Source organism: Aquimarina sp. I32.4 (genome assembly GCF_002924285.1).
Lineage (GTDB): Bacteria > Bacteroidota > Bacteroidia > Flavobacteriales > Flavobacteriaceae > Aquimarina.
Window position 1 is genome coordinate 22,771 of record NZ_PGUB01000045.1, and the last position, 16,263, is coordinate 39,033.

13 protein-coding genes are annotated in these 16,263 nt (G+C 31.9%); 4 read left to right on the plus strand and 9 right to left on the minus strand.

All coding sequences use genetic code 11. The annotated features are described in order from the left end of the window. Positions 1-82: 82 nt before the first annotated feature. From CVD18_RS11640 to CVD18_RS11660, 5 genes are all read right to left on the minus strand, one after another. Entirely contained in the window at positions 83-1,198 is a 1,116-nt protein-coding gene (locus CVD18_RS11640) for a hypothetical protein (protein ID WP_103865618.1), read from the minus strand. 185 nt (positions 1,199-1,383) lie between these two features. Beyond that, complete coding sequence (locus tag CVD18_RS11645) at positions 1,384-2,361, minus strand: Gfo/Idh/MocA family protein (protein WP_103865619.1); 978 nt, start codon at positions 2,359-2,361, stop codon at positions 1,384-1,386. After that, entirely contained in the window at positions 2,358-4,073 is a 1,716-nt protein-coding gene (locus CVD18_RS11650) for a sodium:solute symporter (protein ID WP_103865620.1), read from the minus strand. Before CVD18_RS11650 ends, CVD18_RS11645 begins: the two co-directional genes overlap by 4 nt. A gap of 209 nt (positions 4,074-4,282) precedes the next feature. Next, positions 4,283-6,781 carry a PIG-L family deacetylase gene (locus CVD18_RS11655; protein ID WP_103865621.1) on the minus strand — a complete coding sequence of 833 codons (2,499 nt, stop codon included), beginning with the start codon at positions 6,779-6,781 and terminating at the stop codon, positions 4,283-4,285. A 112-nt stretch (positions 6,782-6,893) separates the two neighbouring features. Continuing rightward, positions 6,894-9,068, minus strand: coding sequence for a DNA mismatch repair protein MutS (locus tag CVD18_RS11660; RefSeq protein WP_103865622.1), 2,175 nt, complete (start codon positions 9,066-9,068; stop codon positions 6,894-6,896). A gap of 89 nt (positions 9,069-9,157) precedes the next feature. On the opposite strand from CVD18_RS11660, the gene CVD18_RS11665 reads away from it, so the two are divergent. Then, positions 9,158-9,823, plus strand: a complete 666-nt coding sequence (locus tag CVD18_RS11665; RefSeq protein ID WP_103865623.1) for a uracil-DNA glycosylase — start codon at positions 9,158-9,160, stop codon at positions 9,821-9,823. 490 nt (positions 9,824-10,313) lie between these two features. On the opposite strand, the gene CVD18_RS11675 is transcribed toward CVD18_RS11665, so the two are convergent. After that, a complete protein-coding gene (locus CVD18_RS11675) occupies positions 10,314-11,165 on the minus strand; it encodes a substrate-binding domain-containing protein (protein ID WP_103865625.1) in 852 nt (283 codons plus the stop codon). 150 nt (positions 11,166-11,315) lie between these two features. Here CVD18_RS11675 and CVD18_RS22595 point away from each other — a divergent pair, with 150 nt between their 5' ends. Beyond that, complete coding sequence (locus tag CVD18_RS22595) at positions 11,316-11,462, plus strand: hypothetical protein (protein ID WP_158250443.1); 147 nt, start codon at positions 11,316-11,318, stop codon at positions 11,460-11,462. A gap of 90 nt (positions 11,463-11,552) precedes the next feature. Here the strand turns inward: CVD18_RS22595 and CVD18_RS11680 are convergent, their stop codons facing one another. The 3 genes from CVD18_RS11680 to CVD18_RS11690 form a co-directional block, all read right to left on the minus strand. Continuing rightward, complete coding sequence (locus tag CVD18_RS11680) at positions 11,553-12,419, minus strand: flagellar motor protein MotB (protein WP_103865626.1); 867 nt, start codon at positions 12,417-12,419, stop codon at positions 11,553-11,555. A 97-nt stretch (positions 12,420-12,516) separates the two neighbouring features. Beyond that, entirely contained in the window at positions 12,517-13,509 is a 993-nt protein-coding gene (locus CVD18_RS11685) for a glycosyltransferase family 2 protein (protein WP_103865627.1), read from the minus strand. A gap of 125 nt (positions 13,510-13,634) precedes the next feature. Then, on the minus strand, positions 13,635-14,078 hold the full coding sequence (locus CVD18_RS11690) for a type I restriction enzyme HsdR N-terminal domain-containing protein (protein WP_103865628.1): 444 nt from the start codon (positions 14,076-14,078) through the stop codon (positions 13,635-13,637). A gap of 26 nt (positions 14,079-14,104) precedes the next feature. Here CVD18_RS11690 and holA point away from each other — a divergent pair, with 26 nt between their 5' ends. Both holA and CVD18_RS23155 read left to right on the plus strand, forming a co-directional pair. Further along, positions 14,105-15,109 carry a DNA polymerase III subunit delta gene (gene holA, locus CVD18_RS11695; RefSeq protein ID WP_103865629.1) on the plus strand — a complete coding sequence of 335 codons (1,005 nt, stop codon included), beginning with the start codon at positions 14,105-14,107 and terminating at the stop codon, positions 15,107-15,109. Positions 15,110-15,980: 871 nt separating this feature from the next. Further along, on the plus strand, positions 15,981-16,263 hold a 283-nt coding region (locus tag CVD18_RS23155; protein WP_233194536.1), incomplete at its 3' end, for a hypothetical protein.

Here is a 16,263-nt window from a genome sequence, read left to right on the forward strand (position 1 = left end):
TGATTGAAGATAAATTGGTATAAAAAAGGAGAAAAGGATATGATATCCTTTTCTCCTTTTTTATTTTTTGTACTAAATCTGTTTATTGATAATCAATTCTTACTGGTACAGCTTCACTTTTGTGATATGCAGTTTGTATGTACATTTCTCCTTCAAAATAAGTAGCTTCTCTGTCTGTAAATATATACGCTTCAGATTTTGCAGGTATTTTATACGATAGTTCTGTGCCATCGGTATTAATATTGTCAAAAAACTCATCACCACTATATCTTCCAAAACCAACAGTATGTTCTCGATTTGCATCTTTGAATACTAAATAAGTAGGAGATTGAGGGTTGCTTATCCCTTTGGTAGTGAGTAGATCATGATTTATTTTATATCTAAAATTTTGCCCTTTGATTATCAACGTTTCTTCAGAAGAAAAGGTTTCTTTATTAGCAGAAGCAATCACAGGAGTCTGTTGATCCATCACTACAATATCTTTTATAAAATAAGTACTAAGACCATTGGTGTAATGTACTGATAAGAAATAGTTACCTACTTGTATTGAGGATGGGATAGTAAAACTTAAATTGCCATTACTATCTAAATTATAATCTAAACTGAATGATTCAGAATTATCTTTCTTTTCTAGAAGTACTTTTTGGATTCCATTGGTAGTAATTCCTTCTGAAATGGTGTTAATTGAGTTTTGAAAAAAGAGATAATCATCTGCTTCTCTGGGGTAAGCAATAGTATACAAGGTATTAGAACCTGTATTTAAGAAATCAACATCACCAGGGAGTACTTTATTAAATGTAGAACTTCGTACTAGAAAAACATCGCTATACGTTTGATTGGTAGTTGTGCTTTTAATGGTTAATGTATAATCACCATCTCCAAAAGCTGGAGCTTTGAAATAAATTTTTTGTAAGCTACTTTCTGTAGTTACCCAACCAAAGGGTGTAGTTTCAACTTTGCTTAATGTAACTGGGATGTTTTTTTGCCCATCAGAAAGAGTGAGTTCCCAGTTTCCTATATTTTCATCAAAATCCAGCGCGTAAAAAGAAATTTCCCGTTCATTAAGCGCAGGAAGTAATACATCTTTATCAAATTCAAAAAATGTAAATTGAGGAGATACTCTGTCACTATCATCACTGCTGCAAGCAATGCATAATATAAGAGTTAAAAATAATACAGCTAAGTTTGTTTTTTTCATAGTTTATTAAAGTTTAGTTTGTTTGTACTGGATCTCCGTTGATTTTTTAAATAAAATCAATACTTACTTATTCATTGTCTATGAAATGTGTGAGTTTGTGTAAAACCAGTAGATTTTTAATTGTATTCCCTAATGGTTTCAAAAGTACAAAAACTAATCTAATTAACTTTATAGCTATCTGAAACCTAGTAGTAGAGTCCTATTTGTTTTCTTACAGCATCCAATAAATTAATTAGCTGTATACTTTTTTCAAAGCTCATAATGGTACTTTCTATACGATTTTGTAATAACATTTCTTGTGCATGAATAGCTTCATAGTTGTATCCATTTGTATGTACAGGAAAGTTGACTACTTTGAGTTCACCATCTTTTTCTATGGTGACTGAAGAGGGTTTATGAAATTGGCTATTGAGTATTATGGTTCCTTTTTCTAGTTCAATAACTGCTTCGGTATCTGTTTTCTCAGTGATAGTACTATAGAGAGAAGCTGTAGTACCATTTTTATACAAAAGTTGTACTGTGCAATCTTCATCAACTCCTGTTTTTCCTATGGTAGCTGTTGCATTTATTTTTTCAGGATATCCAAGTATAGTTAACGCTGTAAATAAAGGATAAATTCCTATGTCAAGTAGGCTGCCTCCTCCTAATTCTTTATTATATACCCTGCTCTTAGGGTCAAAAGAGCTATTGTATCCAAAATCTGCTTTCAAGGCTTTTACTCTCCCAAGTTGATTAGATGAAATAATATTCAATGCATACTTATAATGAGGTAGAAAGTAGGTCCATAATGCTTCCATTAGGAATACATTATTATTTTTTGCGATAGCAATCATCTCTTTGACTTGCGGGGCATCCATAGCAAAGGGCTTTTCGCACAAAACAGCTTTTTTATTAGTAAGGCATAGTAGAGTGTTTTGATAATGAAAAACATGAGGTGTGGCAATATATATAATATCTATGTTTGGATCTTTACTTATAGCCTCGTAGCTGCCATAGCTTTTGGTTGAATGGTACTTGTTTCCAAAATCCTCAGCCTTTTTTATACTTCTACTAGCAACACCATATAGTCTGGCATTGGGGATAGATGCTAAATCTTTTGCAAATTGGTGTGCGATATTACCACAACCAATAATCCCCCAGTTTATAGTATTCTTGAAATTCATGAGGTGGTTACTTTTGTTTTTGGTCCTATGAAAAATTGTACACAGATTGCAATTGCCATAACAAGAACACAGCCGATAAGGTTAAGCCATAAAAAGCCTACATACGGTTTTAATCCTAGCTGCTCTAATCTAAATATAGTAAAGTACCAGATTAAAATAATTGCAATTTGAGTAATAATTGCTGCAATAAAAGTAGCATTGCTATGTACAAATTTTATAAAAAATGCCAATAAGAATATCCCCAATACATTTCCGTAGAAAATGGAACCAATAATATTTACCAATTGAATAAGATTGTCAAACAAGCTGGCAAAACATGCTACGATAATTGCTAGAATACCCCAACCAAAAGTAAAAAACTTAGAAGCAGTTACATAGTGTTGGTCATTTTTTTCTTCTCTTACATTCCTTTTATATAAATCAATGGCAGTTGTAGAAGCAAGAGCATTTAATTCTGAGGCTGTAGAAGACATAGCAGCAGATAGAATTACAGCAAGAAGTAAACCAATAAGTCCTTTAGGGAGATTATTCAGGATAAAATGAATAAATACATAATCTTTATCATTGGTTTCTACATCGATGTTTGCTTTTTTAATTATTGCTTTGGCAGCATTACGAATTTCTTTTTCCTCAGTATTTAATCGTTGAATTTCTTTTTTTTGAGTGGCTCCTTGTTTTGCTAAATAATCTTTGATAGCCGTATCTTTTGAATGATGAATCTTAGCAAGTTTGTTTTCTAATGCAGTATATTCTTCTGCATATTCTGAATTAATAACAGCTTCTTTTCCTTTTGGATTAAAGTTAAGAGGAGAGCTATTAAATTGATAAAAAACGAATACCATAATTCCTACAAGAAGAATAAAAAATTGCATAGGCACTTTGAGTAATCCATTAAACAATAGCCCAAGCTGGCTTTCTTTTATAGATTTTCCTGTCAAATATCGTTGTACTTGGCTTTGATCTGTTCCAAAATAGGAGAGTGCGAGAAAGGTTCCTCCTATAATTCCACTCCAAAAGGTATATCGATTATCTAGGTCAAATGAAAAATTAAGCACTTTCATTTTGCCATTGGCACCTGCGATATCTAATGCTTTAGAAAAAGTAATTCCATCAGGCAGATAGCTAATGATAATAAAAAAGGCGATGAGCATACCAATAAAAATAATACCCATTTGTTGTTTTTGAGTAATATTTACGGCTTTGGTTCCCCCTGATACAGTATATATTATTACTAATATTCCTATGATGATGTTAAGGGTAGTTAGATCCCACCCTAATACAGATGATAAGATGATGGCAGGAGCAAAAATCGTAATTCCAGCAGCTAATCCTCTCTGTATCAAAAACAATATAGCAGTCAAGGTTCTCGTTTTGAGATCAAATCGTGTTTCGAGATATTCATATGCGGTATATACATTTAACCTATGATAAATAGGTATAAAAACCATACAAATAACTACCATAGCAATAGGGACACCAAAATAGAATTGTACAAAACCCATTCCGTCATGAAAAGCTTGACCAGGAGCAGACAAAAAAGTAATTGCACTTGCTTGAGTAGCCATTACAGATAGTCCTATGGTCCACCAATGTGCATCATTGCCTCCTTTTATATAATCTTTTACATTTTTACTGCCTTTGGTTTTCCAAGCACCGTATAGTACTATAAATAATAAGGTGCCTAGTAGTACGATCCAATCTATGGTTTGCATAAGTAGAGTGATTAATTTTGTTTATGAGTGGTTGTTTTTATGTTACAGATTAAAACTATGAATACAAACTAGTGATTAGATAAAAAGCTAGTATATAAATGGCATTAGCAATTAATACAGCACTATATAATTTTTTCCACTTTAGTTTTTCTTGTTTCTCTTCCATGTTTAAAAAATTAGGTTGATCTTATTTGGTATATTCAGGGAGCTTATTTTCCTAAAGAAAGCATATTGGCAAATAATCTATATGCTCCAGAAACTCCTGCGGGAAATTCCCTAAAAAAACTAAGCCCTGTGTAGACATAATATCCTTTGCCATATTGAGCAACTAATAAAGCTCCTTTTTTCTTAGATTCTCCTTTGTCATGGGTTGCAAAAATTGGAGTGTATTCTTTTGACCATTTATTAGGGAAATATAAACCTCTTTCTTGTACCCACCCATTAAAATCTGTATCTGTAATTTTATTAGGTGAATTCAGAATTGGGTGTTCTGGTTCTAGAAAAGTAATTTTAGCATTTTCATCTGTAACACGATCTCTGGATAATTCAAGAGGGTAGGGACCTAAATTATCTGTAACCTTCAACCTACGATTGGTATTGTATTGAATGATAAGGTTTCCTCCATTCTTTACGTATTCTAATAAATATTGTTGTTTGAATTTTAATTCTTCTATTGTATTATATGCTCTGATTCCTACTACAATGGCATCAAAAGGTTGTAGACTTTGAGTAGAAATAGATTCAGGATCAATACGAGTCACTTTGTAGCCTATTTGCTGTAAACTTTCTGGGACTACATCTCCTGCACCTTCAATATATCCAATGTTTTGTCCTTTCTTTTTGATATCCAGACGAACAACTTTGGTTTGAGAGGGCATTATTACGGTTTGAAAAGGAATGTGGTCATAATCAATAGTAATAACTTCTTTTGAATGTTTAATACCATTAATCTCTACTATTGGTGAAATATAACCTTCGCTTTGAGTTTCTGGAGAGGTGAGCGTAAATATGACTGTTTTTTCTTCTCCTTTTTGAGTAAGGTTTATTGCGATATTCGCTGGAGTTATTTGCCAACCATCAGGGTGTGATAATGTTATTTTACCACTTAGATTTGCTTTTCCTGCTTTTATAGTAACAGGAATCTGTTTTGATGTTCCGTTGGCATAAATAATTACTTTGTCTTTGATCCCAGCAGAAACAGCAGGAATGATCTCAAATGGTTTATATACTTCTCCTTTTACAGGATCGTTGTTTTTATAAACAACTTCTTTTGAGAAGGGAATAGAAACTCCCTCAATCAAGATAGTAAATAGTGCTTTAATTGTATGCTCTGTAGTTGGTTTTCCTATTAACTTTTGATCTTCTACCGTATACATGCCTAATGTACCTTTGGTGTTCAGCCAGTATGGATTTGTTATATCAAAATTGGTAGGGATTGTTGTTTTAAATTCAAAATTATTTCTAATATTATCGTTTAATATTTTTTTAGGAGTATTATCAATTCCTAAGGTTTCAATTTTAATAGACTGTAACGTGATATTACTAGGGCTTCTATTAATAGCTTCTACTTTAACAGTTACTGGACTTCCTTTTGTAGCATTTGCATCTGTGGCAACGGCTTCTATGTATAGACCAGAAGTAGCAGCAATGATTTCTTTAATTTCCTGAGATTTTACTGTTTTCCAGTGCGTATCTTCTAATTTTTGAATAAGCTGATATGCTTTTACCAATTGAGGGATCACAGCAGAGGGGTTTTTAAAATCAAAATCTTTTTCTACTTGATATAGAATATCACCAATTGCTTTTCCTCCTTTTACTCGATTCCATGAAGTATCAATTCCTTCAAAAATGTTTGTTTTATCTTTTGGTAATTCTCCTTTAATTAATTCTATATATTCATTTTGTTGACCACGACTTCCTGTACTACCAAACCCTTGTGATTTGTGTTGGCTACGGCTTAATGAGGCTATTTCTGTATTAGAAAGTCCTAAAGAAGGGTAATATACGCCTGTATCAAAAGCTAATAGATTTGTTTTATCTGCTTTTTCAAATTTTTCTCTACTACCATAAAACCACCAAGAAGTATTAAAAAATAGCCTTTTTGGTTGCCATGTTTCTGTATGATTAAGCTGAGTAGGGTAAATAGTTTGATCACCTGCCAGATCAAAAGCCTCTACGCTTAACATTGCAGACGAGGTATGATGACCATGGGTGGTACCAGGAGTTCTATGATTGAATCTATTGATGATCACATCGGGTCTGAACTTTCTTATGGCCCATACCACATCACTCAACACTTCTTTTTTATCCCAAATAGCTAATGTTTCATCAGGGTGTTTAGAATACCCAAAATCATTGGCTCGTGTAAACAATTGCTCTCCACCATCTGTTTTACGAGCGGCTAGTAATTCTTGAGTCCTGATAACACCTAATAGCTCTCTGATTTCAGGACCTATTAAGTTTTGACCACCATCTCCTCTAGTTAGTGATAAGTATGCTGTTCTGGCTTTGACTTGGTTGGCCATGTACGATATAAGTCGTGTGTTTTCATCATCAGGGTGTGCAGCTACATATAAAACAGAGCCTAAAAAGTTAAGTTTTTTTATAGCTTGATGAATTTCTGCACTATTTGGCTTGTTGGGGTGTTGTCCTTGTAGAAGGAATGGAAATACTATAGCAATAGCGGCTATAAAAAGTAATTTTCGCATAATTATAGGAGCAATTTTTAGTTGAATTTCTCCAAATATATAAAGATAAAATTCTCAGGATCGGGGTTTAAGGATACTTTAACAGGGGGGCAATACTGAGAATAGTATTATTTTATTTTGTTTTTCTTTCTACAAACTCCAACTGATCAATAGAAACATTGGTTGTGAAAATCCCATAATTCACAACCGCTTTACTCTTTTCGAGTGTATCTATTGTGCCTATAGATTTTCCATCAATCATTCGTACGCGATCTCCTATTTTTAGTGTAATTTTTGGTTTTGCAGCTTCAATTTTTTCTTCTTTCTTTTTTTCTTCTTTTTTCTTTTTGCGTATTACCTGAACTTTTTCTTGTACCTCTTTGATAACCTTTTTTTCTTTTGCCTTTTCTGCAGTTCGCTGTTTCGCACTTTGCTTTTTACGCTTAGAATTTTCTACTTCAACAATTTTTATAAACTCATTTATGAGCTCTTTTTTTCTTTTGTTATTAAAGTATTTTTCGCTGAGATCATCTACTTTATGTCCCAAATAAATCATTCGTTGATTACTGTCATATAACTCTTGATAGCTTTCTAATTTACGTTGTATACGCGTGTTTGTTTTTTCTAAACGTTCTTTTTCTTCTCCTGCTTGTAGTTCTTTAGACTTGAGGTCAGCAGTTGTTTTCTGAAGCTTAGATCTTTCTTTTTGTAGATTAGCAATACTTTTATCAAACCGAATTTTGCCACGTTCTACTTTTTTCTTGGCTTTATTGATTAAGCTATAAGGAATTCCATTTTTTTGAGCTACTTCAAAGGTAAATGAACTTCCTGCTTCACCAAGATATAATTTGAATAAGGGTTCTAGTGTTTTTGAATTAAACAACATGTTGGCGTTGGTCATATTTGGTAATTCACTGGCAAGCATTTTTAGATTGGCATAATGGGTAGTAATAATACCAAACGATCCTCGCTCATAAAAGACTTCAAGAAAAGCCTCTGCCAATGCTCCACCAAGTTCTGGGTCACTACCTGTACCAAATTCATCTATCAGGAATAAAGTTTTGTCATTACATTTACGTAGAAAGTAATTCATATTCTTCAAACGATAGCTATAGGTGCTCAAATGGTTTTCTATAGATTGATTGTCTCCTATATCTGTAAGAATTACATCAAAAAGACACATTCTACTATATTCATGTACAGGAATTAACATACCGCTCTGTAACATGATTTGTAATAAGCCAATCGTTTTTAAGGTAATACTTTTACCTCCAGCATTAGGGCCCGAAATTACTATTATCTGATTGTTTTGGTCTAATGTTATTGTCTGCGGAAAAGTTTTTTCTCCCTTTGCTTTATTAGTAAGATAGAGTAGTGGGTGATATGCTTCTTGCAGCGTTAGTTCTTTGTTTTCTGTAATTTTTGGTAGAACAGCATTAAGCTGGCCTGCATATTTTGACTTTGCAGATACTACATCGGTATCGCTTAGATAGTCTTGATATTGTATTAATAGTTCAGAAAATGGCCTTAGCTTATTGGTTAATTCCTTGAGTATTTTTACAATTTCCTCACGTTCCTCATACTGAAGGTTGCTAAGCTCACGACTATATTGCAAGGTTGCTTCTGGTTCAATATATACGATACTTCCCGTTTTAGAATTCCCCATAATCGCTCCTTTTACCTTACGGCGATACATTGCTTTTACAGCCAAAACTCTACGATTATCTACAACACTTTCTTTGATTTCATCCAGATAGCCAAGATTATTATACCTAGTAAGGTCTTTTCCAAAACTTCCGTTTAGTTTACCTTGTATGATATTGATATCTTTTCTCAGTCTATATAATATTGGTGATGCATCATCTTTTATTTCACCAAATTTATCTACTATGTTTTCTATAAGAAGGGTAACTTCTTTGGTAAATGGTATTGCAGATGATGTTTGATGTAGAACAGGATAGAGCTCTGCATTTTTTCTAAAAAAAAGGAGAAGCTCATTAGTTGTACTGGTAATAGAGGCTAATCTTTTTAAGTTTGAAGTTTCTAAAAATGTGTTTTCAATATTGAGCAATTGAATTTCTCTTGTGATACTATCAAACCCATGATTAGGAATACGAGTATCATTAAGAAAAGAAGATTTATATTCAAATACTTCTTGCAGTGAAATATGAAGTTGCTCTCTGGTATTGAAAGGAACAATTTGTAATGCTTTTGATTTACCAAAATCAGTAGTACAGTATTCTGCAATATGACTTAAGATACTATCAAACTCAAGATCGTCGAGTGTTTTTTTAGAAATACGAATCATACTTTTTTTTACCCTATTTTTGGGTTATATTCGGTCGTTTTTTAGAACAAGGCAAAAATACACAATTGCTATAATTTTTTGACACTGATATGAATGTAAATATTGAAACAACTTGGAATCAGAGACTTAGTAAGGAGTTTGATAAACCTTATTTCATTACATTGGTTGATTTTGTGAAATCCGAATATAAAAACAACACCTGTTACCCTAAGGGAAGTGATGTTTTTGCAGCTTTTGATCATTGTAGCTTTGATGATGTCAAAGTAGTAATAATTGGTCAAGATCCATATCATGGAGTAGGACAAGCAAATGGTTTATGCTTTTCTGTTAGTGATGGGATTGCTATGCCTCCTTCATTAATCAATATTTTTAAAGAAATAGAAACAGACCTTCAATTACCTTTTCCTGAAAACGGAAATTTAGAACGCTGGGCAAAGCAAGGAGTGTTATTACTAAATGCTACACTTACTGTAAAGGCGCATGAGGCAGGATCTCATCAAAATAAAGGATGGGAGCAATTTACAGATGCTGTAATACAAGCAGTTTCAGATAAAAAAGAGAATGTAATCTTTTTGCTATGGGGGGGATATGCAAAGAAAAAAGGATCTAAAATTGATAGATCAAAACATTACGTCCTTACAAGCGGGCATCCTTCACCTTTGAGTGCTAATAGAGGGTATTGGTTTGGAAATAAACATTTCAGTAAAACCAATTCATATCTACAGGAAACGAATAAAACGAGCATTAATTGGTAAATATTTCTTATGCTGCGTTAGGAACTTCTGAAGATTTCGACTTATTAGTTGGTTGGTTAGGTATAGTATTGACCTGAGCTTTTTTTGCCTTTGATTTCTTTTTATCAGAGTCAACAGAGTGTGTACTTAATTTAAGTAAGATAAAATTAAAGACAACGAGACCTGCAAGTATTATTAAAAAAGTTACCATAATTGATAGATTTGTTAGTTAACTAGTAATTATTAGATGCACTTATATGTAAAAGGTTGCTTTATGCGTTAATAATTAGTTAATATAATTGGGGTAGGCTGGGCAAATGTACAATTTTTTTAATTGTATAAATGCTCTAATCTTATATATTTTAAGAATTGATTACTTCGTAATACCAGATATTTTATTTTGAGTATACGATATTTGGATGTAGATTTAGTTTACATTTCTTTAATAAATAGCATTTTATTTTAACTATTTTTTGGTTAAAAAAAACTTATTTTTTTAATAAACAGTACATTATAGATCAAAAATTAAATTTTTTGGATCTGTTTTTTTATCAATTATATCTAGGTTGAATAAATAATCCTGAACCTTTATCAATGTTTCTTTATCTATTGATGATTGGCTCCACTCTGTAATTGCAAGCCATTCATGAATATCTTTGAGTTGTTGATCATATCTATATGCTAGTGTTCTATCAATACTTGGTATATGTTTAAAATCAGAAGTAGTGGTGTTTATTATATCAAGAATTGTTCTCACAGTTTCTGTATTTGTTGAGAGAATTTCTTCTCTAACTGCTATAACAAAACATGGCCATGGAGTAGGACAGTCTGCGACTCTTCTAAAAGTTCCATTATCAACCAAAGGTTTTGTAGTAAAATGCTCCCACATAAAATAATCAGCAGTTCCATTGGTTAATGCATCTACCGCACCGTTTAAGTTTCTGATTACTTCAAATTGTAATAAAGAAGTATCCCAATCATGGTTTTGTGCATTTACATGTGCCATCAAGTGTGATCCAGACCCATATCTACTAATTGCAGCTTTTTTATTTTGTAATTCAGAAATAGAAGAATAATTAGAATTTGCACCTACATGAATCCCCCATATAAGAGGAGTTTGAATATATGTTTGAACAATTTTGCAAGGATTACCTGCTATAATATCTTTGGTAACCCCTTCTGTAAGAACTACTGCAATATCTATATCTTTATTTCTAAGAGCTTCACACATTGCACCTGTTCCTCCAGGGTACTCTATCCACTCTAATTGTATACCGTTTTTAAGATAACTTCCATCTTCAATACTCAGATGCCAAGGTAAATTGAAATGCTCAGGAACACCACCTATTTTTATAGTATTCATGCTATCTAAAAGTTAATATTGTGTATTTCATCGATATTTATTGTTTTTTAACGATAAAAAATGATTATTTTTTTATATATTTGAATTGTAATTCTTTTAAACACCATATATTTATGAAAAGTTTTAACTTCAAATAAAAACAATATTGCTATGAAAAAGAATTTTTTAAAAAATAAAAATACATATGTAAAGGTTGCGAAGGTAAAAAATAATTCTTTAGAGAATAGTATCGTAATTTTTATTGCAGTATTGTTAGTTACTAATCTATTGATTAGTCTTAAAATATTATTTGGTTAATATATTTTTTTGTTTCGTATAAAAAAAGGTTATCATTTTTTTGATAACCTTTTTTATATTTTACAATAATTAAAAAATAATTTCTAGATTTTAATTACCTCCTTGAGTTGCTTTTTTCATACCATCTTCAATCATATTATAAAACTGATCAAGTTTTGGTAAAACAACAATTCTTGTACGTCTGTTTTTTGCACGGTTTGCTGCAGAAGAATTATCAGATAAAGGAATGTAATAACTTCTTCCTGCTGCTGTCATACGCTTAGGATCTACTTTAAAGTCTTTTTGTAATACTCTTACAACAGATGTAGCTCGTTTTACACTTAAATCCCAGTTATCTAAAAGAACTTTGTTTTTGATTGGTACATTATCAGTATGACCTTCTACAAGAAATTCGATATCTGGTTTGTCATTTACTACTTTTGCAACTTTACCAAGTACTTCGCGAGCTCTGGCAGAAACATTATAGCTGCCACTCTTGAATAGTAGTTTGTCTGAAATAGAAACATAAACCACTCCTTTTTCTACATTTACTTGTATGTCTTCATCTGCAAGATTACCAAGCGCTCCTTTAAGGCTAGTTACAAGAGCTAAGGTTACAGAATCTTTTTTGGTAATAGCATCTTGCATTGTCTTAATCTGTAAATCTTTTTCTTTGATACTCTCTAAAGATTTTTCTAGATTTTCAGCTTCTTTTGTTGATAGTGTTGCTAGATTACCAACATTATTTAATAAAGCAGAATTTTGATTCTTTAGGTTAGATACTTGATCTTGAAGAACTTTTAGTTGTGAGGTTGAGCTGGCTTTTTCTTCAAGACAGCTATTTAATTTTACGGTAGCTGAATTCAATAAATCCTGCGTCTTTTTTTGTTGGGCTTCTAGGTCAGAAAACTTCTTCTGCGAAACGCAAGAAGAAAGTAAAATTGCTAAAGAGGCCCCAATAATCATCGCTTTTTTCATTAGAAAATTTGTTTTAGTCTTATTTTGGTTATATAACTCAAAATTATTAAAAATGTGACGTAATACTAGGTCATTAACAATAATTTATTATATCCCCTTATAATTGATTGAAATGTTTACGTTTTAATATGAAATATTGCCATACAACGGAAAAATAAGTATAATATTTCCCCGTTTTTGAAAGTTTTTTTCGTTTTTTACATAAAGTGCTGAGGTTCTTATAGAAACTCATATGAGCTTTGAAAATAGCAAAAAAATGAGAAAATTTACCTTGTAGTAAAAATCTGAATGCTGCTAGACCATCTAATAGCATTCTAATAAGTACTAAAAACCACACTTTTTTTCCTGGTACATTCTTGACAAGCAGATAAAGACTATTTCTAAAATTGAGAAACGTTTTTTTAGGATTCATAGAATCCAGTGTAGCTCCGCCCAAGTGATGTACAATAGATTCACCTTCATACACGATTTTATATCCATTACTCTGTATTCTCCAGCATAGATCAATTTCTTCTTGATGTGCAAAAAAATCTTCATCCAATTTTCCTACACTCTCAAATACTTGTTTTCTTATAAATAAACATGCTCCACTGGCCCAAAATATAGGGATGCTATCGTCATATTGCCCGTTATCTTTTTCTAGTGTATCAAATATTCTTCCTCTACAATAGGGATACCCTAACTTATCTATATATCCTCCAGCAGCTCCTGCATATTCAAAATGAGTTTTCTTTTTATAGTCTAGTATCTTTGGTTGTATAGCGGCTACTTCATTAAAAGCTTGAAAAGTTTTAAGAATAGGTGCAAGCCAGCCTTTTGATACCTCTACATCACTGTTAAGAAGACAGTAAATATCGGCATCAATCTTTGCTAATGCATCATTATACCCTTTGGCATAACCTCCATTTATTTTATTCTGAACGACCCTTATTTCTGGAAAATGAGTTTTTACATACGTTACAGAGTCATCTGTAGATGCATTGTCTGCAAGATAGATAACAGCTTCCTGAGAGTTTTTTATAACCGATGGCAAAAACTGTTCTAGTAAGGATCTTCCGTTCCAGTTTAATATAACTATTGCGATATTCACGACTGCAAAATAAAGGGAATAATTAATATAACTCCTAATTCAGCTAAAAAAGTATACTCGTCAAAAAACAATAAATGGTATATCGTGTTATCTACTAGGTGTTTAACTGATTAAAAAAATAAATATTATTTGTGGTTTGGTATGTCTTTTAGAAAAGTGTATTTTTTTTCTATATAATTCATTTGGCAGTAATAATGTTCCAGACCGTTAGTAATCATTAAATATTCAGCATTTAAAGCAAGATTATAGCGTGCAATTTGATCAAATACTTCTTGAGTGATTTTTATACGTGTAGATTTACACTCTACAATAAGAAAGATACTTCCGTCTGGATTGAATATGATGATGTCATATCTTTTATTAAGGTCATTAAATTGTATTAATTTTTCTACATTAATAAGGGAATCAGGGTATTTTTTTTCATCGATAAGAAAATGTACCGTATGTTGTCGTACCCATTCTTCTGGAGTAAGAATGATAAATTTTTTGCGAATCTTGTCAAAAATAGAAACTTTATTTTCGCTATTTTTGAACCTGAACCGATACTCGGGAAAGTTAAGCTTTTGCATAACACAAATTTGATGATTTTTTCTGAATGGATGAAGTAAAGCAAATCGTAAGTGATATAAAAAATGGAAATATTAAACCCATATATTTCTTAATGGGTGATGAGCCTTATTATATTGATAGGATTTCTGAATATATAGATAAAAATGTACTGGCTGAAGAAGAAAAAGGATTCAATCAAATGGTACTATATGGTCGTGATGTTACTATAGATGATATTGTAGCCAATGCAAAACGTTACCCAATGATGGCAGAACGGCAAGTCGTTATTGTCAAAGAAGCACAAGAATTATCCCGTACGATAGAAAAACTGGCTCCTTATGTAGAGAACCCACAAATGTCTACTCTTCTTGTGATGTGCTATAAGTATAAGAAGATCGATAAGAGAAAAAAGCTGTATAAAATAGTAGCAAAGAATGGTGTTATTTTTGACAGTAAAAAACTTTATGAAAACCAAGTAGCAGATTGGATACGTAGAGTTTTAGGAGGTGCTAAATATAGTATAGAGCCCAAGGCAGCCCAAATGCTAGTAGAGTTTTTGGGTACTGATCTGGGTAAAATTAATAATGAATTAGATAAATTAAAATTAATAATCCCAGCTGGCTCTCAGATTACTGCAGACCAAATAGAGAAGAATATTGGTATAAGTAAAGAGTTTAATAATTTTGAACTCCGCAAAGCTATAGGAACCAGAAACGTAGTGAAAGCTCATTTGATTATCAATTATTTTGCACAAAACCCTAAAGATAACCCTCTGGTAGTTACCATTTCCTTACTCTATGGTTTTTTCTCTCAAGTACTGCAATACCATGGATTGGCAGATAAATCTCAACGTAATGTAGCTGGTGCGCTAAAAATCAATCCTTACTTTGTAAAAGATTATTCAGAAGCAGCCCAGAATTACCCAATGAGAAAAGTGAGTGCCATTATTGCTTTTATCAGAGATGCAGATGTAAAAAGTAAAGGAGTAGGAGCGTCTAATCTTCCTCAAGGAGATATCCTCAAAGAACTTCTTGTAAAAATTATGGGGTAATCTTTTACCAATTATTTTGATCAGTATTGCCCAGTAAAAAGAAATCACTTCTTTCGTATTTTAAAATATAAGATTTGATGGAGTGTTTTGCTGACTTCTAATAGGGTATACGATAATTAATACCTGTCTCTTTGTGAATGACAAAGAATATATAGTATAAAGATGAACTGATTTGTTGTCCTATAGAACTCATTTATACAAAAAAACGATTATTTCCCTTTGAATAAATGTAATACCAGTTATACTTTGAATTTACTGTAAAAGAAAAAATTATAAACTGATTATCACATAATTATGATAAAAAAGTACAAATAAAAGACAAAAAACAATGTAGATATTACCTAAAAAAATCAAAAAAAATTGTGCTTTTAGTTGGATATTATGTGTTTTGATTCTCTTGACAAAACCTCAAAAAGGCATCGTAAGGAGATTGAGGTTATTGTCGTTATTGAGGTTTTCTTGGTACTTGTTTTTGTGATTTTTTGGTGTACTATGTATTTTTTTATTCCCTTTAACAAAAAATAGTTATGTAACTCCCCCACGATGATGTTCTCTGTTTAGGAAAAAACATCAAAAAAGATATATCTATTTCTTATTTTTGACAGCATCAAACTGTAATACAGGAGTTGACAATTTGAAGTTCCCATTAAAAACAATAAACCAGAACGATAATTTATGATAACTGTTACTCACATTTTTCTATCTGCTTTAATCCTACTTTGTCATCTTAGAAAAAAGGAGCAAAACGTTTTGTGAATGATAGTAAACACACTATTTTGCTCCTTCAAAATAAATGTTTCACAAATTAAACAAAAGCGTGCTATAATAGATAGTATCCGCCAAAAAAAATGATTCCAAAACCCCTGAATTTTTGGAATCTGTCCGTTCTAGTTTTACTTCCTTCTTTTCAGATTTTAGTACGCACTTTAAGATTGTCAAGTTTTCTTATAGGCAACACGCCTTTGATTACTTTCAATCGCTTTTCAAACTAGAAAAGAAGACTGTAAACTGCCAGAATATAGCAGATCACTTGTCTTGTTTGGATCAACAAAGCATTAATCATTTTATCAATAGCGATTGTTGGTCGTTTAGAAATTTAATGGACCAAGTAGCCTTAGAATCTTCAAAGATGTTTGTTAATAATAAACAACCTA